Below are 22,873 nucleotides of genomic sequence, written 5' to 3'. Positions count from 1 at the left end.
GTGATGCAACATGAAACTCGATCGAATGCTCGGCATACTGACCATACTCCTGCAGAAGGATCGCGTGACCGCGCCCGAACTGGCTGAGAAGTTCGAGGTCAGCCGCCGTACAATCGGACGCGACATCGATGCGATGTGCAGGGCGGGAATCCCCCTCGTAACCCAGCAAGGAAGCGGAGGCGGCATCTCGATCATCGAGGGGTTCAAGCTGGACAAGAGCGTCTTGACCGCAGACGAGCTGTCGAGCATCATCGCTGCGCTGAAGGGGATCGGCAGCGTATCCGGGCAGCCGAATGTCGAGTGCGTCCTCGACAAGCTCCACGCGCATGCCGATGCGGTCGTCTCGATGCGCGAGCCCGTCGTCATCGACCTCGCCTCCCATGACGGAAAGCATCTTGCAGAGAAAATCGAGCTGATCAAGCGCGCCGTGCTGGAGAACCGGATCATCGAGTTCGACTACGTCTACGAGAGGGGCGAATCCCATCGTCGCGTCGAACCGCACTTCGTTATCTTCCAATGGGAAGCATGGTACGTGTTCGGATTCTGCTTGGATCGATCGGATTTTCGGCTGTTCAAACTCCAACGCCTGTGGAACCTGCATCTGTGCGACGAGACGTTTTCGCCACGGGACGTTCCCCTGGAAAAGCGAGATTTCGAGGCATGGGCTGCCAAAGACGGGGAGCATGCGCTTATCGCCTTGTTCGACCCATCCGTAAAGCATCGGCTGATCGACGCCTACGGGCCCCACTGCTACCAAGAGACCGGCGAGGGGCTGCGGTTTGAAACCTCGTTCACGAAACGCGACTACATCCTCACCTGGCTGCTCGGCTTCGGCGACAAGGTGACCGTCGTAGAGCCGCGCTTCATTGCAGATGATCTGAAAACCGTTGCCGGAAATATTTTGTCACGATATTCCTAAACAGGACATACTGCTGTCGTGTTCCTCTTGTTAGTATGGCTGCAACGTCAATCGTCCTATCCGCTTTCCATGATCGGCGCGGATCGGAAACCAAGGGAACAGAGGAAATCAATGCACACGATCTATGTCTACGTCCTCGATACGCTGGCCGACTGGGAGCTGGGATATGCTCTGGCGGAACTCAATTCGAAGCGATTCTTCAAGAGGGACGCACCCCAGCTAGCGATCAAGACGGTCAGCTATTCCAAGGAGTCGATCAGCACCATGGGCGGAGTGGCGATAACGCCCGATTGCCTAGTCGACGATGTCGTTGCGAGCAAGACAAGCATGCTACTGCTACCGGGCGCCAACACCTGGAACGACCCGCACCATGCCGCCATTATCGAAAAGGCGGGCGAGCTCCTCTCTGCGGGCGCCACGGTATGCGCAATCTGCGGAGCCACGGCCGCCCTTGCGGATTTCGGCCTTCTGGATGCGCGCCCGCACACCAGCAACGGACCGGGCTTTCTCGCAATGGTTTCCCCTGGCTATAAGGGTAGCGCGCTGTACCGAGACGAGCCGTCGGTATCGGATGGCGGGCTCATCACCGCAAGCTCCACTGGTGCCCTGCTGTGGACGAAGCACATCATCGAGAGCCTCGGTGTGTTTCAGGCAGATACGCTGGAGTCGTGGTACGAGTACTTCAGAACGGGCGAGTCGGAGCACTTCTTCGCCCTCATGCAAACGCTGCCGTCGGGCGATGGGTGCTGATCGGCCCTCGCCGCAAAAGGGCCAGGTGCGCAAGAGCATCGCATGCAAAAAGGACATCGATGACGCGCGAGCTCGCTCATGCGAGAATCGAGCTTCAAAGGGTATAATGCGGGTGCGATAGCAACCTACAGATGAGGACCCCGGCATGCATACCTTCACCGAATCCCTGATAAGCGAAACCCGAAGCGACGAGCTGCCCGAGGAATACGATTACTTCGGACGGCTCGTCGGCAGCTGGGACTTCGACTACATCGATCACAACATGTCACGCTCGCTCAAAGGAGAATGGTACTTCGCGCGGGTTCTCGAAGGCATGGCCATCCAGGATGTGATCATCCTTCCCTCGCGCGACACGCGAACCGACATCCCCCACCCCGACGAGGAGTACGGAACGACGCTTCGCATCTACAATCCCAGCACGCACGCCTGGGACATCGCCTACTGCTACACGGGCAGGATCATGCGGCTCGAAGCGAGGAAGCAGGACGGCATGATAGTGCTCACAAACATCGCCGACGAGCGACAGAAGTGGGTTTTCGCCACCATAGAAGACGATACCTTCCATTGGCAGAACGTCACGGTCGCCGACGACGGCACGTGGCACATCAACGTAGACCTCTACGCCACCCGGGCATAGCCTCGTCAATGCATGCCGNTGCGCGCCAGATTCCCAGGTTCGTGGCAGAAAAGCGGAGATATTCGTCGTCTGAACCCCTTGAGGATGGCAAGGCACGCAGCCAGCGCATAAAGCCGTCCTATCGCGCCTGATCAGGGACGGTCGGGGAGCCGACACCGAGGGGGAGGTATCCTACGGAGACGAATAACTCCGCTTTTCTGCCACGAGTTCGCCTTTTTGCCGTCGCGCTGCAATCGACGCCCCGCGCAGGCCGCCCGGCGCCCATCTGACGCTTTGGGGTTCCGGGCATAGCCTCGTCAATGAGGGCTTGCCAGCGGAGGGGAAGCTAGACGCCAAAACCAATGGGTTCGCTGTATTCAACTATACGACAATCATCATATTGACTTAAATTAGATATCCATCTAATTTAAGCTCAACAAGCACTCGCCCGCCCGAAAAAGGAGCAGCCCATGCTCAAGCTCTTCCGAAACCACAAAGCCCTCTTCGCCGTCGTCATGGTCATAAGCACCGCAAGCGCCGCGCTCACCATTGCTGCGGCCGTTATCCTGGAAAACATCCTCAATGCTGTCACCAGCGGAAACTGGGAGCTCTTCACCACCATGATAGGAGTCGTCGCAGCCTACATCGTCGTGCTCCTCGTCGTCGCCGTATGCGGCGCCCTTGTCGAGAAGAAGCTCATCGTCAATACCATCCGAGATCTGCGGACCGATGTCCAGAGCGGCATCATCTCCCGCGACACCGAGAACTACCGAAAAACCAACACCGCCGACTACCTTTCGGCGCTCACCAACGACATGACGATAGTCGAAGAGAATGCCGTCGTGCCGTTTCTCAACACGATTCAATACGCCATCATCTTCGTCATGGCAGCCGTCACCCTGTTCGTCTACAGCCCTCTCATCGGCGGGATCATGCTCGTCAGCCTCGTCCTCATGTACCTTCTGCCGGCGAGTCTCGGCAAGCCTATCGGCAAGCGCCAAGAGGCCTATTCGACGGGGCTCTCCCTGTTCACCATGAAGCTGAAAGACCAGTTCTCAGGCTACGACGTCATCCGCTCGTACCGCCTTACCAACCGTGTCAAAAAAGACTTTTCCAGCCAAAACGACGAGCTCGCACGCAAGAAGTTCGCCGTCTCCAAGCTGTTGTCGTTCAGCGAGGGCATCGCCGCCGTGGTGGGCGCGGCATCTCAGATCGGCACCATGCTGGTCGCCGGCTTCCTCGTGTTGAACGGGCAGATGACCGCCGGTGCGCTCCTGGCCATTCTTCAGCTCGCAGGCGCATTCGTGCAGCCGGTTGCGGTCATCATGCAATGCGTTCCCCAGATCCAGGGGGCAATGCCCGTACTCGAAAGGCTCAAAGACCTGAGCCGCCCCGCGCCATCCGCCTTCACCGGCACAGACGAGCCGAAATTCGAGAAGGACATCCGGTTCGAGAACCTTACCTTCGCCTATTCAGAGGATCAGCCGGTAATATCCCAGCTCGATCTGACCCTGGAAAAGGGCGGGAAGTACGCGCTCGTAGGCGAAAGCGGCTGCGGAAAAAGCACACTCATGAGCCTGCTCGGGGGCGAGCACAGCGCTTACAGCGGCGCGATTCGCATCGATGGAACCGAGCTTCGCGAACTCGCCATCGACCAGCTTCTCGGCAAAATGTCCACCATCCATCAGGGCGTGTACCTGTTCGACGACACCATCGAGTACAACATCGGCCTCGGCAGGACCTACCGCGAAGAGCAATGGCAAGCAGCCCTCAAGACGAGCGGCGTCGCGAAGTTTCTCGATCAGACCGACAGCGGGCTTGCCACACGCGCCGGGGAAATGGGCTCCAAGCTCTCCGGGGGCCAACGGCAGCGAATCGCCGTCGCCCGCGCCCTTATCGAGCAGAAGCCTCTGCTCATCCTCGACGAGGGAACAAGCGCAGTGGACGTCCAAACCGCCTACGACATCGAGAGCGCCCTTCTGGAGCTCGACGATCTGACCATGGTGACCATCACGCATAACCTGAGGCCCGATCTCTTGAGCCGCTACGATGCTATACTCTTCATGCGAGAGGGACGCATTCAAGAGATCGGAACCTTCGATTCGCTCGTCGAACAACAAGGTGCCTTCGCTTCGTTCCAGCGCTTAGAAAACAGCAGTCAGGCTCCAGAACAGGTTGAGGTCCAACAGCATGAAATACCAACTGAATCCCGCCATTGAGACGTTTCTTCTGCTGACCCTCCCCCGCTGGGGCAAGAAGCAGAAAAAGGAAGCGATCAAAGCGCTCGACGACTTCGGCATCAACGGAACGGCATTTTACGCAGCGAACTACTCGATACTCGAGGGATTCTTCGCCGCCTTCGCCAGCCGCAAGGTGGATACCGAGGGAGGCGAGTTCATAGAGAACCTGTCCGACGAGCTCGCGCTGTCGTTGATCGACCTCATCTTCCTGCATCCGGAATGGCTCGAGGATTTCAGCGCCGTTCCGGACGAAAAAGTGCATGAGACAATCCTCAAAGCGTTCAGCGACCTTCTGGAAACCAGCGACGATGTTGTTGACGCCCTTCAGGCAAGCGGATTGCCGGACAAGGCGAAATGGCAGATCACTGCCCTGCTCCAACAGCCTCGGCAGAGGATCGGGGTGGTGGTCGATGCAATCAACGCGAACCTGCCCGCTTTCGAACACGCATACGCGAAGCTCGAGCCCGAAATACGCCTGCTCCTCGAACAGCTTGAGGAGCAGGTGCGCAAAGGCAACCTGCCCGACGTTGTCGAGCAAGCCCTCAAGATAAACCCCGACGCCCGCATCGTGCCTTCGCTGGTCTCGGCTCTGGGCGTCATCGTCTTTGACGGTCTCTGCGTTGTCGGCCTGCTTATCAGCAAGGTCTTCGCGGGGCAAGACGAGGGCTTCTCCAAAACCGAGGCCATCCTGGCCGCAAAAGCGCTCAACGACGCGCACCGGCTGGAAATCCTCGCGGCACTCAAAACCGAGGAGCTGTACAACCTGGAGATCGCCCGCATGCTCGACCTCACCCCCGCAACGACGTCGCATCACATGAGCGCGCTGCTTTCCGCCGGCTTCGTCGAGGGATCGCTCAAGGATGGCAAGACGTACTACCGTCTCTGTCCCGAAGGCATACAACGCTACCGCGCCTGGCTGGAAAGCAGCTTTCTCTAGCCAGCGAGAGCACACCGCCGAAGCACACGAACCAACGCGATAATGCATGCGCCCGCAATGATGCGCGGTGCCAAGAGCGGCTATCCGCGCTGCTTCTGCCGTACGCAACCATCCGAGACGGCCGCTTTCGCCAGCACGTCCTCGCGCAGGATGCGGCACATCTTCTCGGGCTCCTCGAAACAGGGGCTGTGGGCCGACTCCTCGAAGGAGCAGAAGCCCTTCACGGGGGCCTCGAGCACCTGCAGGTACTCCTTGGCGATCGCGTATGACACCTGGTAATCGAACACGCCGTGGAAAACATAGACGGGAACCTCCAAGCGAGGCACCCGCTCGAACAGATCGATGCCCAGAACCTCGTCCCACAGGCAGTTGAGCGAGAAGGCGTTCCCCCTCGGGTAGTTCATCTTCTCCCGCATGGTGTAGCCCTTGAAGCGCAGCACGGCCAGCACCGGCTTGACCATGGATCGCCAACGGTGCACCATGCCGATACCGAGCTTCGTCATTCCCGAGCTTCGCACCGAAAGGTATTCGAAGTCGATTGCGGCCCCCTGATCGATGGGGTGTTTCTCAAGCCTGCGAAGCATCCTCTTGTCTCCTGCTTCGCGGAACCGATCGAGCATGTACGCGTATGCAAGCCGCTCCGACTCATCCTGTCGAGCCAGCTGGCCGATGCCGATATAGGCATGTAGAAGCTCCGGAGCCCTCTGCGCAACCAGGACGCCGAGCAACGATCCCCAGGAATGCCCCATCACGTACAGCTTCTCCTTCCCGAAGCGCTCGCGCAAATACCCGATCATCGCCAGGGCATCGTCGACCATCTGCTCGATCGTCATGGTGTCGGGCGGGGTGTCCTTCCGGTACGTCATGCCGCTTCCCCGCTGCTCCCACCAGCATACGGTGAACAGCTCTCCCAACCCGGTGGGAAGGCTTTGGGTAAAGGGAGCCTCGGGAGACCCGGGGCCACCGTGCAAAAACAACAGCACCGGCTTTTCGGCGCTTTCGCCTTGGATGAACATGCCCTGACGCATGCCGTTGATCTCGATGAAGGTCTTCTCGTTCATGCGCATGCGCTCCTTGCCGTTGTGCCTGATCCGTGTGCGGTAGATCCGATTATAGGCGAGCGGCGTGCAAGCGCTAGGTATTCTGGTTGGCATCTGAGCAAGAATCGGTTGCGCCCGACCCGCCTGCCAGCTCCCGATACACGAAGCACCCGGTAACGTGATCGTTCACCATGCCGATGGACTGCATGTAGGCGTACACGATGGTGGAGCCGACGAACTTGAAGCCCCGTTTCTTCAGATCCTTGCTGATCCTATCGGAAAGCGGCGTACTCGCCGGGATCTCGTCCTCGCTGCACCACCGATTCACGATAGGGCTTCCATCCACGTAGCCCCACAGGAACGCGTCGAAGCTCCCAAACTCCTCGACCACGTCCAAAAACAGCTTCGCGTTGGTTATTGCCGCGTTGACCTTAAGGCGGTTGCGGACGATCCCCGCGTTTTGCATGAGCTCTTCCACCTTCGCCTCGTCGTAGAGCGCCACCTTGGCCGGATCGAACCCGTCGAATGCCTCACGGTACGCTTCCCGCTTTTTGAGGATCGTTATCCACGAAAGGCCCGCCTGCGCGCCCTCGAGAACCAAAAGCTCGAACAGCTCGCGGTCGTCATGGGTGGGCCGACCCCACTCGTTGTCGTGATAGTCCACGTACAGCGGCATATCGCCCGGCCACGAGCATCTGCACTTCTCATCCATAGCGGCGAACCCCTTCTTCGAGCGTCGTCGAGTACGCATCCATCATACAGGATCGCACCGCAAGCGGCGCATCACGCGCGCATCGCAGCAAGCTCGATCAGAACCCGCATGCCGCCCGCAGGCAGTCGGCCCCGATAGCAGGGCGTGCTCTGTGACGAAAGTGTAGTTGAGCGGCGCCGTCCGCCGCGCGCGCTCGCCCTGCTATACTATTTGCTTTAGCTCCCTTTGACCTGGAACAGATGTGAGGACAGATTATCCGTGAGCTCATTCTTCGCGTTTCTTGACGATATTGCCGTACTGGCCAAAGCGGCCGCAGCCAGCATCGACGATATTGCCGCAGGCGCAGGCAAAGCCGCCTCGAAGTGCGCAGCCGTCGTCATAGACGATGCCGCGGTTACGCCCCAGTACGTGCAAGGCATCTCCCCCGCACGCGAACTGCCCGTCGTCGGCGCAATAGCAAAGCGCTCGCTCATCAACAAAGGCATTATCATCGTTGCGATAATGATCCTCTCGGCCATCGCACCGTGGGTTTTCCCTTGGGCCCTCATCGTCGGCGGATGCTACCTCGCATACGAAGGCGCCGAGAAGATCATCCATCGGCTTCGGCATCGCAGCGAAGCCGCTGCGGCGCAGGACGTCGTCGAGAGATCCCCCAAAGACGAACGATCGATCGTTCAGGGCGCCGCGACGACCGACTTCGTGCTCTCGGCCGAGATCATGCTCATTTCGGTCGACGCACTGGAATCGGGCGATTGGTGGATGCGCCTCGCCATGCTCATCGTCGTCGCCGTGCTGATGACGCTTCTGGTCTACGGATCGGTAGGCCTTCTCATCAAGATCGACGATGCCGGGCGCTGGATTGCAGAACGGGGCGTCGAGAGGACGAGCTCGTTTCTGCAGGCATTCGGAATCGGCCTCGTCAAACTCATGCCGAAGGTGTTTGCGCTCTTGACGGTGGTGGGCGTTGCCGCCATGCTGTGGGTCGGCGGACATCTCCTCATCGTGAACCTCGCGGATGTCGGCCTGCCACTGTTCGCCACCATCGTCCACGACCTCACGGGCCCGATCGACAACGGCGTTCTGCTCTGGTGTGCCGACTCCCTGATCTCAGCGTGCTTCGGCATCGTTGTCGGCGCGGCGCTCACGGGAATCGTTCAGCTCGCCAAGAAAGCCAGGGGCACCGCCGCGCGAGAAAGCGAGGGCGCATGATGCTGGAAACGGAGCGTCTCATCCTCAGGCCGCTCACCCTTGCCGACGCCGAGACCGCCTTCTACGGCTGGACCGGCGACGAGGAGGTTGCGAGGTACGTGAGCTGGCTTCCGCATCGTACCATCGACGATACGATGGCGTGGCTGAAAGAAATCGAGTGGAAGCACGAAGGCGATGCACGCGTACCGCGCGACAACTACATTTGGGGTTTCGCTCTCGAGGAGACGGGCGAGCTGTTCGGCTCCGGTGGGTTGATCTGGGAAGAGGACTACCAGCTCTATCAGGTCGGCTACAACATCAAGAAGTCCCACTGGAATCGCGGGTATACGACCGAGGCGATGAAAGCCATTCTCGATTTCGCCGCTACCGATCTCGGGATACGAAAGGTCGCCGGCAGCCATGCCAAGGAGAACCTCGCATCGGCAAAGGTGCTCGAGAAGCTCGGATTCACCTACGACCGCGACGACGTCACCGCCCATGTCGACGGAGTTCGGTTTTTCGAGAGCCGAGAGTACTTTTTGAACCTGGACGCATGACGAAAGCGCTCCCGTAACCGCCTCCGCCAGTCCTTCCGCGCGCCGCCCGGCGCTGCTCTTGCCGCCTGCTACTGCCTGAAAACCCTGCGAGCCCTACTCCCACGTCTTCCATATCTCGGGGGCATAGCCCACCGTTGCCTGCTTGCCGTTGCGCACCACGGGCTCCATGATGACGTGCTGGTTCTCAAGAACCTTGTCGAACTTCTGCTCGGGAGCCAAATACGCGAGCAGGGCAACCGTATCCCCGTCCTTCGCTTGGGGATCGATCAGCTTGTCGATGCCGCCCACCGCGCGACAGACCGATTCCAGCTCGCCTTTGCTCATTCCCTTTTCCTTCAAGTCGATGAGCTGGAACTTCACGCGCCGCTCCTTGAAATAGCGCTGGGCCTTCTTCGTATCGAAGCTCTTCTTGGTTCCGAACACCTGAATATTCATCGTGCTCCCGCTTCCTCTGCCGTTTTGCCGACTATGCACTTTACTATCATTCGGGATCGAAAGCGAGCAGTCCGCCGTCGAGCCTGAGGCCAGCGTGAAACTTGCAGCATCGACCGCCTTCGCTCACCGAACAAGCAGCTTTCCGTAATATCCCAAGACGAGTAGGCGACCTTCGCCGAAACCCCTTGTAGCATCCACGGGCATTTCAGTATAAAATAGAAACATATTACTTAATTGCCGGAGCTGTCACGGGGCCGATGAGCTCAAGGCCCCTTTCGCTGAATCGACGAAGGGACGCTCATGAAGAAGCTTCTCAGCAGCATTGCGCTGCTCACGTTCGCACTGCTCGCATTCGCAGGATGCACCTCCCCCCAGCAGGAAGACGGCGACATACCCGTCCCGCCCCAGCGCGGCGACGTCATCGAGCCGTCGGACTACACCGATGAAGGCAACTGGCTGAGCATAGCCGACGAACCGGATAAACCCGTCGATGTCTTCTACCTCTACCCCACCGCATGGACGAGACAGTCAGACGAGCCCTACGTTTCCGCCATCGACAACGAGAGCATGCGCGAGGGGGCACCCGGCAACCTTGCCTCGCAAGCCTCCGCGTACGAGGATGCCGGCAACGTGTTCGCACCCTACTACCGCCAGCTCGATGCGATGTATCTGCTTCCCCTTTCTCTCGAAGAGCAGGAATCGTACGTGTACGGCGTGCCCTACACCGATGTGGTTGCCGCCTTCGTGTACTACCTCGAGCACTTCAACGACGGACGCCCCTTCATCCTCGCCGGCCACTCCCAGGGTTCCGAAATGGTCAAGTGCCTGCTCATCGACTACATGAAAGATCACCCCGACGTCTACGAGCGCATGGTTGCCGCCTACATCATCGGCTACTCGGTCACCCAGCAGGAGCTCGACGACAACCCGCACCTGAAGTTCGCCGAAGGATCCAACGATACGGGCGTCGTCGTCTCCTTCAACACCGAAGCGCCGGAAATCGAGGGCGCAAGCCCTGTGGCGCCGCCCGGATCGGTTGCCATCAACCCCCTGACGTGGACGCGCACCGACGAGCCCGCCCAGGCGAGCGAGAACCTCGGATCGCGCTTCTACGACGAGACAGGGGGATACGAGGACGTCGCGGGATTCGCCGATGCGACCGTCAACCTCGAGCGGGGCACCGTCGTCTGCTCCACGGTCGACGTCGACGAGTTCAGCTTCCCCGAAGAGATGGCGGCCGTGTTCCCGCGGGGCGTGTTCCATGCGAGCGACTACCCCTTCTACTACCACAACATCCGCGAAAACGCGGTCAAGCGAGCGCAGAGCTACCTGTACGAGCACAGCGGCAGCGAGCACGTCGTCGACACCGCATACGGCCAGGTGAAAGGCGTCGCGTGGGATGGCGTAGTCAGCTACAAGAGCATCCCCTTCGCCGAACCGCCGATAGGCGACAAGCGCTTTTCTCCCCCGCAGGACCTGCAAGCCTGGGACGGCGTCCTCGACTGCCGCGAGTACGCGCCCATGGCCATCCAGACAGCCGACGAGCCGGGTCTGGAGAAGAACGAGGACTGCCTGTACCTCAACATCTGGAAACCCGAGGAGCAAACCGAAGAGCTCGCACCCGTCCTGGTGTTCATCCACGGGGGCGCCTTCACGCAAGGATCGGCCTCGAAATCCATGTACGACGGCACCCGCTTTGCGCAGGGCGGCGTGGTGCAGGTGAATATCTCCTACCGTCTGAACGGGCTCGGATTCCTCACCTCAGAGGAACTCGAAGACGAAACCGGGTACATCGGCAACGCCGGCATGCTCGATCAGATCGCGGGGCTTCGCTGGGTGCAGGAGAACATCGAGCGCTTCGGAGGCGATCCGAACAACGTGACGATCAGCGGGGAATCGGCCGGATCGTTCAGCGTCTCGAACCTCATCCTCAGCCCGCTTGCAGAAGGCCTGTTCCACAAGGCGATCATGGAGAGCGGCAACGTTCTCGGACAGCCGCTCGTCGCGCCGTTGAGCAGCGGCGACAAAAGCCAGGCGCTCGGCAATGCCGAAAGGCTCATGGAAAGCCTCGAAGCCACATCGCTCAGCGACATGAGGAAAGCCGATGCGCTTGCGATCGCCGAGAACAGCAACTTCGTCATGGATATCATCCATCCCTCCGACACGGCGTTCTTCCCCGTGTTCGACGGCGTGGTCCTCCCCGAAAACCCCTATCAGGCGCTCGCGGACGGCGCGTACAACAGCGTTGACATCCTCGGCGGATACAACACCGACGAGGGAACGCTGTTCGTTGATGAGGGCATCAGCGAGCAGGACTACGTCGATTTGGTCGAAGCGATATTCGGCGAGAATGCGCCGGCCGTACTGGAGCGATACCCCGTCGATGAAGCGAACAGCGCAACGGATCGGGCCCGCTTCATGATGAAGATGGGCTTGAGGGCGGGAACCGACGTGTTCGCCGACAAGCTGAGCGCAGACGGGCGAAACGTGTATCTGTACCATTTCGATTACCGCGTAGCCGCCCTCGACGAGGCGGGCTTGGGCACCATGCATGCGCTGGAGCTCCCCTTCGTATTCGACACGTTCTCGCCGACGACCAGGCTCAGCGAAGACGACCGGGCGTTTGCGGACGACGTGCACAATCGATGGTTGAACTTCGTGAGAAGCGGCAATCCCAACGAGGGTGCCCCTGTCGGGGCAGAGTGGGAGGCGTACAGCCAAAGCGAAAAGCAGACGATGACGCTCAGCCAGAATTCGCGCCTTTCCGCCGCGGAGGGAACCGAGGATGTCGCGTTTCTCATGTCGCTTATATGGGGTGAATAGCAAGAGCCCGCACGAAGCCCCCGCTGACGCAGAGCGGGGGCTTCGCATTCGCCGACTGGCGCGAAGCGGGGCATCGCGAACGGACGCGAGCGGGGTGCGTATCCGCTACGACGCGCCCGCCCATATCGCCCATGCCGCCCTACGCCAATACCCGTGTCCACCCCCACCCCATACCCATCCGCCATCCGCCATCCGCTCATGCACGCTTTTGACAAGTAATTATCGTGATTATCAAGCGCATTGCTTGTCAAAAGCGTGCATGAGCATAGGCGCATAATCAGCAACCGTCAGCATGCGAACGAGAAGCCGCGAAGCCCTCTTTCGCGGCTGCCAGCTGCAGCCATGCACCATGCATCGCGCACCGAATACGCAACATCGCAGGAGTCGGGCACAAGCCTTGATCGGAATGCCCGGCAACCACGGCATGCGCACTGCGAAAAGCGCCGAGCAGTCGCCCGGGCATCGCCACATCGGGTAGAATACTCTGAAAACGAGGAAACGAGACCCCATGCCCAGCATCAAAAACCTGCTCGCCGACCAGTTCAAGCTCGCGCCCGCCCAAGTCGACGCCGTTATCGGCCTCATCGACGACGGCAATACGATCCCGTTCATCGCCCGCTACCGCAAAGAGGCGACGGGCGGCATCGACGATGTGACCCTGCGCGAGTTCGACGAGCGATTTACATACCTCAAGAACCTCGAAGCACGCAAGGCCGAGGTCCTGCGCTCCATCGAAGAGCAGGGCGGTCTCACCGACGAGCTGCAGAAGAAGATCGAGGCGGCAACGGTGCTGCAACGCGTCGAGGACCTCTACAAGCCCTTCAAGAAGAAGCGCGCCACCCGCGCTTCCAAGGCACGCGATGCTGGGCTGGAGCCGCTCGCGCTGCTCATGCTTGCGCAGAACCGCTCGAACGGCGATCCTTACGCGATCGCCGCCGAGCACCTCAACGCCGAAGCAGGCTACGGCACGCCCGAAGCAGCCCTGCAGGGCGCTGCCGACATCATCGCCGAGCACGTTGCCGACGATGCGGAGCACACCGCGCTTCTGCGCGATTTCACGAGAAAGCGCGGCGCCCTCACATGCGAGGCAACCGATAAAAACGAGAAGACCGTCTACGAGATGTACTACGAGTTCTCGGAGCCAATCTCCAAAATACCCAACCATCGGATCCTCGCCGTCAACCGCGGCGAGAAGGAAGGCAAGCTCAAGGTCAGGGTGCGCGCAGACGAAGCCTTCGCGATCGAACAGCTGGAAAAGCGGGTGATTCGTCGCCCGAGCATCTTCACCGACACCTTGAAGGCATGCCTCGCCGACTGCTACAAGCGCCTGATGGCGCCCTCGCTCGAACGTGAGATGCGCGCCGAGCTCACCGAGCGGGCCGAGACCGACGCCATCAGGGTGTTCGCCAAAAACACCGAGAACCTCCTGCAGCAGCGCCCTGTTCGAAACGCGCGCGTGATCGCCATCGACCCGGGATACCGCACGGGCTGCAAGGTCGCCGTGCTCGATGAATACGGCAAGCTCCTCGACTATACGACCGTCTACCCCACCCCGCCGAGATCGGAAACGGCCAAGACGCAGAGCAAGCTCGCCGAGTACGTGCGGCGCTACGACATCAACGTCATCGTCATCGGCAACGGCACGGGGAGCAGCGAAACCGAGGAGGTTGTCGCCGATTTCATCGCGAAGAGCACGGCACCGCTTCGCTACACGATCGTCAACGAAGCGGGCGCTTCGGTCTACTCGGCCTCGAAGCTCGCAAGCGAGGAATATCCCGACCTCGACGTAACCACGCGCGGAGCCATGAGCCTCGGCCGCAGGCTGCAAGACCCGCTGGCCGAGCTCGTGAAGATACCGCCCCAGTCCATCGGCGTCGGCCAGTACCAGCACGACCTCAACCAGGCAGAACTCGGACGTGCACTCGCCGATGTGGTGGAAAACGTCGTCAACCGCGTGGGGGTGGATCTCAACACCGCGAGCGCCAGCCTGCTCGGCTACGTGGCGGGCATCAACGCAACGGTTGCGAAGAACATCGTCGCCTATCGCGAGGAGCACGGCAGGTTCACCGACCGCCGCGAGCTCAAAAAGGTCCCCAAGCTGGGCGCGAAGGCGTTCGAGAACAGCGCCGGGTTCCTGCGCATCTCGGGCGGAAGAAACCCGCTCGACGCTACGAGCGTCCACCCCGAAAGCTATCCGGTCGCGCGCGAGGTCGTCAAGCGGGCCGGTGCGAAACTCGAGGATCTGGGGCACGGAATCCCCAACGCCGGCGAGCGCATCGAAGACGTGCCGGCACTGGCTTCCGAGCTCGGCGTGGGGCTTCCTACCCTGCGCGACATCATAGCCGAGCTGGAAAAGCCGGGGCGCGATCCGCGCGACGACGCACCCGAAGTCGTATTCAGCGAAGGCATCCGCTCTTTCGACGACCTCGTCTTGGGCATGGAGCTTACGGGCACCGTCCGCAACGTCGTGGATTTCGGCGCATTCGTCGACATCGGCGTGAAGCAGGACGGCCTTGTGCACGTGTCTAAGATGGCCGACCGCTTCGTCAAGCACCCGAGCGAAGTCGTCTCCGTGGGCGATACCGTAACCGTATGGGTTGCCGGCATCGACAAGGAAAGGGGAAAGATCTCGCTTTCCATGGTGAAGAACAAGTGACGGACGCAAAAGATCCGCGCGTGCTCCACCGACATGCTTGCCAAACCCCGCGTGGCAGAGAAAGGACCAAACCATGAGCAGGCCCGAATCGTTTGCAGCACCTGTCGAGTTATTCGATCGGCCGGGCGGCTGGTACTACGCAGCCGTTCCCGCCAGCCTATGCGAACCGTACTACGATCTGCAGGATCGCGGTCTCATCGCGGTAACGGCCACCGCACGGGCGAACGCCGCCAGCTTCACATGGCCCACATCGCTCTTGCCCCTGGGGGACGGCTCCCATTTTCTCGCTTTGCCCGCCAAGGCGAGAAAGCGGCTGCACGTCGATGTGGGCGACACCGTGGAGATAACGTTCTCCATCCGGCAGCGCTGAGCGGGCAACGTGCCCATCGCGTTACAATTGCCCCGCGGCAAGCGCAGATCGCCTATCATCGTATCGCGCTCCGACGGCATCAGACGGCACCCGGCAGTACTCGGGCGCACACTGCAACAACCAACTCGCGAAGAGGCATTATGACCAGCTCGAACGCACCCGCAGACGAACACGAGAACCGTCCCCAAGAACCCGATCGCATCCAGGTGCGCGGGGCACGCGTCCACAACCTGAAGAACATCGATGTCGACATCCCCTNGTGCCACGCTCTCCACGGGCGAGCGCCAGCGCGTGCAGCTGGCCCGCGCCGTGCGCAACCGCACAACCGGGGTGCTTTACGTGCTCGACGAGCCCTCCATCGGCCTGCATCCCTCGAACATCGATGGGCTCCTCGACGTCATGTGCGATCTGCTGGCAGACGGGAACTCGGTTGTCATGGTGGATCACGACACGCATATCCTGGCGCACGCCGACCATCTCATCGAGATGGGCCCCGGCGCGGGCGCAAGCGGCGGTCGGGTGATCGCCGAGGGGCCGCTTGCCGAAGTGGAGGCAAATCCCGCCTCACGGATCGGCTCGTTTCTTTCGGGAACGGAATCGGTGCGGGTACGCACGCGCATCGGCGCAGGAGACGTGTTCGCCATCGGGGACATCCATCTCGAAACCGAGGGCCTCCATACCGTCAAGCCGCTTATCGTCGACATCCCGCGTGGGCGGCTGACCGCCGTCACCGGCGTATCGGGATCGGGGAAAACCACCCTCGTGCTGGAAAGCCTCGTTGTCGCCCTCGCGGCAAGCGCGGCCGGCACCGAGCCGCCGTCCCACGTCAAGGCCATCGAGGCGGACGGCATAAAGCGGGCGAACCTCATCGACGCCACGCCCATCGGTACCAACGTTCGCTCCACCGTGGCCACCTACGCGAACGTGCACGACGAGCTGCGCCGCGCCTACGCACGCACCGCCGACGCGAAGGCAGCCGGCTGCAAGGCGGGAGATTTCTCCTACAACACGGGCAAGCTCCGCTGCCCCGTATGCGACGGCACGGGTTCGATCAGCCTCGACGTCCAGTTCCTCCCCGACGTGGACATCACCTGCCCCGCCTGCCGCGGCTCGCGCTACGGCGACGAAGCGAATCTGATCCATCGCCCCCGCAAGGGCGAGAGCGGCCCGGGCCTCACGCTTCCCCAGCTCATGGCGATGAGCGTTGACGAAGCGCTGCCGGCGACCGACGACCTCAAGAAGGTGCATGCCCGCCTGCAAACGCTCCACGGCCTGGGACTGGGCTACCTCACGCTCGGCGAGGCAACGCCCGCGCTGTCGGGCGGCGAGGCCCAGCGCCTCAAGCTCGCAAGCGAGATGGGCCGAGTGCAGAAGGATGCGGTGTTCGTGTTCGACGAGCCCACCATCGGGCTGCACCCCTTGGACGTGCGCACCCTGCTCGAGGTGTTCCAGAGCCTCGTCGAGCAGGGCGGTACCGTCGTGGTCATCGAGCACGACCTCGATGTGATAGCTAACGCCGATTACGTGATCGACATGGGACCGGGAGGCGGCGAGGCGGGCGGGCTCATCGTCGCTGCAGGCACGCCCGCCGAGATCGCCGCCGACGACGCCAGCGTAACGGGACGCTACCTCAAGCAGCACATATAGCCACGGGGGCTACGCATCTGCGGCCGAGCAGCCGTCGACCCGGATTCGCAGGAAAACATGCGTTGTGTTGCATTTCGGACCGCTTCGAGGGCGTTTTCAGGCAACCGGACCGAAGCCGGGAGGGAGCCTTCTGCGTTGGCGCAGGTCGAAACACCAGTCATCAGGAAGGTTTAGCCCGAACGTAACACAACGAGGAAAAACACGCAGAAAAGACCCCCCCGATCTCGGCACGAGCCCGCCCGAAGCCGCGAAGCACCGGTTCGGCGCCGAGGCGCTGCGCGAGAACGCGTCGATTCTAACTTTGCGACGAAAACGGCCGCCTGATGGCGGCGAAGGCTTGTTTTGCGAAAACCTTGCATCGATTCGCACCGAAGTTTGCCGTTGCTGATTTTCCGACCTGCGATTTCGTAGAGCGATTTAACCCGAAGCGCCTTCGAGCGATTCGGAGCGACCTCAAATCGGCGCAAAACGACGATTGGCCGCCATCAGGAAGCCGTTTTTCGACAAAACCCCGTGGAAGCACGGCAGCAGCAACCCATCCGCAACGATTGCACCCGAAGGCGGCTCCCGGCAGCGGCAACCGCATACCAGCCGCAACAGCTGCACCAGAAGCCGGCTCCGAGCGGTAACGGCAGCAACCCGGCCAGCAGCCGCAGCAGCNCGCGCCGCCGTCGACGAGGTGCTCCACGTACCCGCAGCGCTCGCGCTCCATCAGCGTCCGAGTGTACCGGGCGTTCGCAGCACGTTCGGCACGTCCACCGAGCTGCTGAACAGCCTGCGCCTGCTGTTCTCGCGCACGGGCAGCCACGTATGCCCCAACGGCCACCGTAATCCCCCGACGCTCGCCGTTGCCGCCGAGCAGCCCATCACGTGCTCAACCTGCGGCATCGAGTTCTTCGGCCCGGGAGCAGAACAGCTCGCCTTCAACAGCGAGGGGGCCTGCCCCGAATGCGACGGCACGGGCATCGTGCGCACGGTCGACGTCGACTCCCTCGTGCCCGACGAAACGCTTTCCATCGACGAGGGCGCCGTCGTGCCGTGGAGCACGCTCATGTGGGATCTCATGAAGCAGGTTGCCCGCGAGATGGGCGTCCGCACCGATGTCNAACGGCGGCGGCCGAAACAACGCCGCCCCAGCGCGATGCGGGCGCGCAGCCCTAGGCTGCGCGCCCGATCCGCTTTCGTGTTACAGACGCCCGGCGATCGCCAGGATGAAATCGCGCGTGCTGAGCGTCTTCGGGTTCTCGAGCGACGTGATGCGCGCCAGATCCCCCGTCATCTCCCCCGCTTCGATGGTATCGAGCGTGGCCTTTTCCAGCCGGTCGGCGAAATCGACCAGATCGGCCAGACCGTCGAGCTCGCCGCGCTTGCGCAGCGCCCCCGACCACGCGAAGATGGTGGCCACCGAGTTCGTGGACGTCTCCTCACCGGCAAGGTGCTTGTAGTAGTGGCGCTGCACCGTGCCGTGCGCCGCCTCGTACTCGTAGTAGCCCTGCGGGCTGACGAGCACCGAGGTCATCATCGCAAGCGAGCCGAACGCAGACGACACCATGTCGCTCATCACGTCGCCGTCGTAGTTCTTGCACGCCCAGATGAAGCCTCCGTCGGCCTTCATCACGCGCGCCACGGCGTCGTCTATGAGCGTGTAGAAGTACTCGATTCCCGCCTCCTCGAAACGCGCGGCGTACTCGGCGTCATAGATCTCCTGGAAGATGTCCTTGAAGCGGTGGTCGTATTTCTTGGAAATGGTGTCCTTGGTGGCAAACCAGATGTCCTGCCCCAGATCGAGCGCATACTCGAAGCAGCTGCGCGCGAAGCTTTCGATGGAGGCGTCGAGGTTGTGCATGCCCTGCGCCACGCCGGGGCCGTCGAACCGGTGCACGAGCTCGCGCATCTCGGTTCCGTCGGCTGCGGTGTAGACAAGCTCCACCGTACCGGGGCCGGGAATGACCATCTCGGTGTTCTTGTACACGTCGCCGTACGCATGACGGGCGATCGTGATGGGCTTCACCCAATTGCGCACGCACGGCTCGATGCCCTTGACCGTGATGGGCGTGCGGAACACCGTGCCGTCGAGCATGGCGCGGATCGTGCCGTTGGGGCTCTTCCACATGCTCTTGAGATCGTACTCGTCCATGCGCGCGGCGTTCGGCGTGATGGTGGCGCACTTCACGGCTACGCCCAAACGCTTGGTAGCCTCGGCCGAGTCGACGGTCACCTGATCGTCGGTGGCGTTGCGGTGCTCCAAGCCCAGATCGTAGTATTCGGTCTTCAGGTCGATATGCGGATAAAGCAGCTCGTCCTTGATCATCTGCCAGATGATGCGCGTCATCTCGTCGCCGTCCATCTCCACCAAGGGCGTGGTCATCTCTATCTTCGTCATAGTCAACCTTTCGTATTCGCGTGGGCGCAGCCCGTTGCGGGGGGCGCACCGATATGCCGAACTTTGCATCGACTCCATGATACCGCAGCACCGCGCCGCCGGGGCCCGATGCGCCCGCGAATCCGAAACAAGTCAACAAGGGCGCTCCCGGCATAAAGCCGCCGCACAGAAAAGGCTCCCGAAATCGCCCATCGGCGAAATCGGGAGCCCCGGTGTTCAGCAGGTGCCGAGCCGTTTACGCGATCGGAGGCGTGCCTTCGGCATTCGCCACGATAGCGTCGATCTGGATCAGGGCATCCAGGGGCAACGCGGATACGCCGACCGTCCTGCGCGCGGGAACGCCGCCAGGGAAAAACGCCGCATACGCCTCGTCGACGGCCTCCGCATCGTCGAGATCGCGCAAGAACACGTTCACCTTGACCACGTCGCCGAGCGAATGGCCGACGCTCTCGACGATCGCCTTGATGTTCTGCAGGCATTGCGCAGCCTGCTCCTTGGCGCCGCCCGCCACGAGCTCGCCCGTCGCGGGATCGAGGGGAAGCTGAGCGGAGATGTTGTTGTAGTGGGAGAACGCGACCGTCTGGGTTGACAGCGGATTGCGCGGTGCGGCGTCGGTGTTGTTCGCCTCCACGATAAGCCCGTGCCTGTCCTCAACGGCCTGCGGAGGCGTACCGTCGCCGTGCGAAACCACTGCTTCGATCTGCACGAGAGCGTGCATGGGCAACGCCGCCGCCTCGACCACCGTACGCGCAGGAACATAGCCTACCGCTCGCGCGATCGCCGAATCGGGGAAGAACATCGAGTAGACCTCGTTTACAACCTCGATGTCGGAAAGGTCTTTGAGGAAGATGGTGATCTTGACGATGTCGTCGAAGGGAACGTCGATGCTCGCAAGAATCGCCTTCACGTTTTTCAGGCACTGCGCGGTCTGCTCCCTCACGCCGCCGACGATCAGTTGACCCGATTTCGGATCGACGGGCAGCTGCGCCGACAGGTTGTTGTAGTGGGAGAAGGCCACCGTCTGGGAATGCAGCGCGCTCAGGGGAGCTTCTGCCGTGTTGTTGACGTACTTGATGAGGTCGCCCGCCTGCGGCTCGTTCGGGATGGTGCCCTCGCCGTTCGAGAGCAAAGCTTCGATCTGCACCGAAGCACCAAGGGGAAGATCCGCGACGGCAACCGAAGTGCGCGTGGGAACGTACGTCGGGAAATACGTCCGATAAACCTCGTCGACGACATCGATGTCTTCGATGTTTCGAACGAACACCGTGATGCGCACCACGTCGCTCAGGGAATGGCCGATGCTGTCCACGATCGCCTTGATGTTCTCGAAGCACTGCGTCGCCTGCTCCCGCACACCGCCATCGACCAGGCTTCCCGTCTTCGGATCGACGGGCAGCTGCGCCGACAGGTTGTTGTAGTGGGAGAAGGCCACCGTCTGGGAATGCAGAGGACTCTTGGGCGCATCTTCAGTGTTTCGTGCCAGTACCGCGTTGTCACCGCTCATAAGTATGTACCTCCCTTTCGGAATGCGCCGTTTCGCGGCGCCTGCAACAGGGCCGCTTGAAGGCCCCACCCGCGCCGTGCTCCACGGGCTTCCGCTGTGCGGAAGGCTGCATTATACCGACTTTGAGCAGGTGCACAATTCCGAAACGAAGGTTTTTCTGATCAGTGGAAAACCGCGTTTTCGACCGTTTGCCGGGAAAAATGGAAGCGCACGGAGACGCCATGCAGAAAACCGATGACGCGCCTGCGTTTCATGCAGGAATACCGTACCTACCACTCACCGATTAGTCCGCCGCAGAAAACGACTCTACTCTAAATATGCACCGGTCTGACGGCTCCACAGGTGAGCGTACTCGCCGCCCGCCTCGATCAAGCGCTCATGAGGTCCGTCCTCCACTACCTTGCCGCCCTCGAGCACGACGATGCGGTCGAGGCTCGCCACCGTGGAAAGACGATGCGCCACCACAATGGAGGTGCGCCCGCGCATGAGCGTGGAAAGGGCGTCCTGCACGAGCTGCTCGCTTTCGGAATCGAGCGCGCTCGTCGCTTCGTCGAGCACGAGCACCGGGCAATCGGCCAAAAGCGCCCGCGCGATCGCGATACGCTGACGCTGCCCGCCCGAGAGCTTCACGCCCCGCTCACCGGTGATCGTTTCGAACCCCTGGGGCAACCGCTCGATGAACTCGAGCGCGTTCGCCTGCCGCGCCGCCTCGCGGATCTCGTCCATCGTAGCCTCGGGACGCCCATAGGCGATGTTCTCCGCGATCGTGCGGTGGAACAGGAGCGCCTCCTGGGGAACGTAGGCGATCTGGCGGCGCAGCGATTGCTGCGTGGTGTCGGCGATGTTCTGCCCGTCCACGAGGATGCGCCCCTCCTGGATGTCGGACAAACGCAGCAAAAGCTTCGTGAGCGTGGTTTTTCCCGCACCGCTCATACCCACGAGCCCCACGCGCTGGCCTGCGGGAATATGCAGATCGAATTTGTCGAATACCTGCGTGCGCGCATTGCCGTCGGTGTACCAAAAATCGATATCCTCGAAATCGATGGCCCCCTCGCGCACCGCAAGCGGCAGCGCATCGGGCTTGTCGGCAACAAGGCGCGGTTCGTCAAGAATGACGGTCATGCCGCTCGCATCGCCGAAGGCGCGGTTGAACCGCTGCAAGCCGTTGTTGATGAAATTGAACTGGTTCGTCACGGTGTAGGTGTAGGTGAACATCACCACGAGCGTACCGGGCGTGATACCGTACCAGGCGTTTCCCCCTGCGATGAACACCGCAACCACGCTCATGATGGCGATGGTGATGCATGCCGTTACGATGCCGCGCGTGAGAGAAGCCCACATGCGCTTCGAATCGCGCGCGACCACTTCTCGGTTGGCCTCGTCGAACAGACCCCGCTCGTAATCCTCGCGTCCGTAGGTTTTCACGGCGAGGATGTTCGCCACCGAGTCGGACAGCTCGCCGGAGAGCTGGTTCTGCGCGCTCGCCGCCTGCTCGTTCAAATGCAGGATGCGCTTGTACATGTAGTACGAAACCCCCGCATACACCGCCAAAAGCACCATGAGGATGGCAACGTAGACGGGCACACGGGGAGCAAGGATGGCGCAGGTGAACACAACCGAGCAGATAACCGGCAGAAACGGGAACGTGATGGTTTCGAGCAGCAGCTGATAGGAGCTCATGAACTTGGTGGTTTGGCTTACGAGCGTGCCGCCGAACCGGTTGGAGTGAAACGACATGGACTGGTTGCACAGCGCGTCGAACGACATGGTGGCAAGATCGTAGGCGGCGGCGATCTCGAGCCGGTACATGGTGTAGTCTTGCAGCTTGCTCGCCACCTGCCCGAACACGTTGATGCCGATGAGCGCGAGGATGTAGGGACCGAATACGGCGAACACCTCATCGGCCGCAACGGGGCCCGCACTCACGCGGTCGACCACAAGGCTCATCACATAGGGGTTGCCGTACGAAAGCAGCGCCACGAAAGCGATCGTGGACGCCATGAGAGCCGCGAACAGCCCTACGTGCTTCCTCGTAACCAACCAGAAATAGTGAAGCGTGCGCCGCGTCGTCGATGGAGCGCTCGTCCGTGCCATGC

General features: G+C 61.4%; 16 protein-coding genes and 1 pseudogene. 11 read left to right on the top strand and 6 right to left on the bottom strand.

Features of this window, described 5'->3' with window-relative positions:
• Positions 1-10 precede the first annotated feature (10 nt).
• The 5 genes from C1722_RS00190 to C1722_RS00170 all read left to right on the top strand — a co-directional run bounded on the left by C1722_RS00190 (position 11) and on the right by C1722_RS00170 (position 5,462).
• On the top strand, positions 11-919 hold the full coding sequence (locus C1722_RS00190) for a helix-turn-helix transcriptional regulator (RefSeq protein WP_102377469.1): 909 nt from the start codon (positions 11-13) through the stop codon (positions 917-919).
• A 111-nt stretch (positions 920-1,030) separates the two neighbouring features.
• Positions 1,031-1,669, top strand: a complete 639-nt coding sequence (locus tag C1722_RS00185; protein ID WP_102377468.1) for a DJ-1/PfpI family protein — start codon at positions 1,031-1,033, stop codon at positions 1,667-1,669.
• 145 nt (positions 1,670-1,814) lie between these two features.
• A complete protein-coding gene (locus tag C1722_RS00180) occupies positions 1,815-2,306 on the top strand; it encodes a hypothetical protein (protein WP_102377467.1) in 492 nt (163 codons plus the stop codon).
• A gap of 449 nt (positions 2,307-2,755) precedes the next feature.
• Complete coding sequence (locus tag C1722_RS00175; RefSeq protein ID WP_102377466.1) at positions 2,756-4,504, top strand: ABC transporter ATP-binding protein; 1,749 nt, start codon at positions 2,756-2,758, stop codon at positions 4,502-4,504.
• Positions 4,476-5,462 carry an ArsR family transcriptional regulator gene (locus tag C1722_RS00170; RefSeq protein WP_102377465.1) on the top strand — a complete coding sequence of 329 codons (987 nt, stop codon included), beginning with the start codon at positions 4,476-4,478 and terminating at the stop codon, positions 5,460-5,462. The genes C1722_RS00175 and C1722_RS00170 overlap by 29 nt, the downstream gene beginning before the upstream one ends.
• Before the next feature lie 80 nt (positions 5,463-5,542).
• Here the strand turns inward: C1722_RS00170 and C1722_RS00165 are convergent, their stop codons facing one another.
• Complete coding sequence (locus tag C1722_RS00165; protein ID WP_219724258.1) at positions 5,543-6,523, bottom strand: alpha/beta fold hydrolase; 981 nt, start codon at positions 6,521-6,523, stop codon at positions 5,543-5,545.
• A gap of 73 nt (positions 6,524-6,596) precedes the next feature.
• Positions 6,597-7,214: a DNA-3-methyladenine glycosylase I gene (locus C1722_RS00160; protein ID WP_102377463.1), complete on the bottom strand. Its 618-nt coding sequence runs from the start codon at positions 7,212-7,214 to the stop codon at positions 6,597-6,599.
• 258 nt (positions 7,215-7,472) lie between these two features.
• Here C1722_RS00160 and C1722_RS00155 point away from each other — a divergent pair, with 258 nt between their 5' ends.
• Together C1722_RS00155 and C1722_RS00150 are read left to right on the top strand one after the other, a co-directional pair.
• Positions 7,473-8,423 carry a DUF808 family protein gene (locus C1722_RS00155; RefSeq protein WP_102377462.1) on the top strand — a complete coding sequence of 317 codons (951 nt, stop codon included), beginning with the start codon at positions 7,473-7,475 and terminating at the stop codon, positions 8,421-8,423.
• A complete protein-coding gene (locus tag C1722_RS00150; protein WP_102377461.1) occupies positions 8,420-8,959 on the top strand; it encodes a GNAT family N-acetyltransferase in 540 nt (179 codons plus the stop codon). The genes C1722_RS00155 and C1722_RS00150 overlap by 4 nt, the downstream gene beginning before the upstream one ends.
• A gap of 93 nt (positions 8,960-9,052) precedes the next feature.
• Here the strand turns inward: C1722_RS00150 and C1722_RS00145 are convergent, their stop codons facing one another.
• Positions 9,053-9,394, bottom strand: coding sequence for an arsenate reductase family protein (locus C1722_RS00145; RefSeq protein ID WP_102377460.1), 342 nt, complete (start codon positions 9,392-9,394; stop codon positions 9,053-9,055).
• Between the two features lie 300 nt (positions 9,395-9,694).
• Between C1722_RS00145 and C1722_RS00140 the strand changes: the two genes are divergently transcribed.
• The 4 genes and pseudogenes from C1722_RS00140 to C1722_RS17640 all read left to right on the top strand — a co-directional run.
• Positions 9,695-12,217 (top strand): carboxylesterase family protein, encoded by a 2,523-nt coding sequence (locus C1722_RS00140; RefSeq protein WP_102377459.1) that lies wholly within the window; start codon positions 9,695-9,697, stop codon positions 12,215-12,217.
• Between the two features lie 508 nt (positions 12,218-12,725).
• The gene (locus tag C1722_RS00130; RefSeq protein ID WP_102377457.1) at positions 12,726-14,873 is read left to right on the top strand and encodes a Tex family protein; all 2,148 of its coding nucleotides are present in this window, start codon (positions 12,726-12,728) and stop codon (positions 14,871-14,873) included.
• A gap of 73 nt (positions 14,874-14,946) precedes the next feature.
• On the top strand, positions 14,947-15,243 hold the full coding sequence (locus C1722_RS00125; protein WP_102377456.1) for a DUF1905 domain-containing protein: 297 nt from the start codon (positions 14,947-14,949) through the stop codon (positions 15,241-15,243).
• A 2,326-nt stretch (positions 15,244-17,569) separates the two neighbouring features.
• Positions 17,570-17,935: pseudogene (locus C1722_RS17640) on the top strand (excinuclease ABC subunit UvrA); the annotation flags it as partial.
• Between the two features lie 141 nt (positions 17,936-18,076).
• Here the strand turns inward: C1722_RS17640 and C1722_RS00105 are convergent.
• From C1722_RS00105 to C1722_RS00095, 3 genes are all read right to left on the bottom strand, one after another.
• Positions 18,077-19,273: an NADP-dependent isocitrate dehydrogenase gene (locus C1722_RS00105; RefSeq protein ID WP_102377454.1), complete on the bottom strand. Its 1,197-nt coding sequence runs from the start codon at positions 19,271-19,273 to the stop codon at positions 18,077-18,079.
• Positions 19,274-19,508: 235 nt separating this feature from the next.
• On the bottom strand, positions 19,509-20,777 hold the full coding sequence (locus C1722_RS00100) for a RidA family protein (protein WP_102377453.1): 1,269 nt from the start codon (positions 20,775-20,777) through the stop codon (positions 19,509-19,511).
• Between the two features lie 306 nt (positions 20,778-21,083).
• Complete coding sequence (locus tag C1722_RS00095; protein ID WP_102377452.1) at positions 21,084-22,871, bottom strand: ABC transporter ATP-binding protein; 1,788 nt, start codon at positions 22,869-22,871, stop codon at positions 21,084-21,086.
• Positions 22,872-22,873: the final 2 nt, after the last annotated feature.

The sequence above is a fragment of the Raoultibacter timonensis genome (assembly GCF_900240215.1).
Taxonomy (GTDB): Bacteria; Actinomycetota; Coriobacteriia; order Coriobacteriales; family Eggerthellaceae; genus Raoultibacter; species Raoultibacter timonensis.
The sequence above is the reverse complement of the archived record's forward strand: the minus strand, read 5'-3'. Positions and strand labels throughout refer to the sequence as shown.

Bases quoted from the DNA above. Each gene is read 5' to 3' on its own strand.
- C1722_RS00145 (WP_102377460.1), bottom strand. From the start codon at position 9,394: ATGAATATTCAGGTGTTCGGAACCAAGAAGAGCTTCGATACGAAGAAG.
- C1722_RS00180 (WP_102377467.1), top strand. From the start codon at position 1,815: ATGCATACCTTCACCGAATCCCTGATAAGCGAAACCCGAAGCGACGAG.
- C1722_RS00185 (WP_102377468.1), top strand. From the start codon at position 1,031: ATGCACACGATCTATGTCTACGTCCTCGATACGCTGGCCGACTGGGAG.
- C1722_RS00190 (WP_102377469.1), top strand. From the start codon at position 11: ATGAAACTCGATCGAATGCTCGGCATACTGACCATACTCCTGCAGAAG.
- C1722_RS00125 (WP_102377456.1), top strand. From the start codon at position 14,947: ATGAGCAGGCCCGAATCGTTTGCAGCACCTGTCGAGTTATTCGATCGG.
- C1722_RS00175 (WP_102377466.1), top strand. From the start codon at position 2,756: ATGCTCAAGCTCTTCCGAAACCACAAAGCCCTCTTCGCCGTCGTCATG.
- C1722_RS00140 (WP_102377459.1), top strand. From the start codon at position 9,695: ATGAAGAAGCTTCTCAGCAGCATTGCGCTGCTCACGTTCGCACTGCTC.
- C1722_RS00150 (WP_102377461.1), top strand. From the start codon at position 8,420: ATGATGCTGGAAACGGAGCGTCTCATCCTCAGGCCGCTCACCCTTGCC.
- C1722_RS00130 (WP_102377457.1), top strand. From the start codon at position 12,726: ATGCCCAGCATCAAAAACCTGCTCGCCGACCAGTTCAAGCTCGCGCCC.
- C1722_RS00100 (WP_102377453.1), bottom strand. From the start codon at position 20,777: ATGAGCGGTGACAACGCGGTACTGGCACGAAACACTGAAGATGCGCCC.
- C1722_RS00160 (WP_102377463.1), bottom strand. From the start codon at position 7,214: ATGGATGAGAAGTGCAGATGCTCGTGGCCGGGCGATATGCCGCTGTAC.
- C1722_RS00105 (WP_102377454.1), bottom strand. From the start codon at position 19,273: ATGACGAAGATAGAGATGACCACGCCCTTGGTGGAGATGGACGGCGAC.
- C1722_RS00170 (WP_102377465.1), top strand. From the start codon at position 4,476: ATGAAATACCAACTGAATCCCGCCATTGAGACGTTTCTTCTGCTGACC.
- C1722_RS00165 (WP_219724258.1), bottom strand. From the start codon at position 6,523: ATGAACGAGAAGACCTTCATCGAGATCAACGGCATGCGTCAGGGCATG.
- C1722_RS00095 (WP_102377452.1), bottom strand. From the start codon at position 22,871: ATGGCACGGACGAGCGCTCCATCGACGACGCGGCGCACGCTTCACTAT.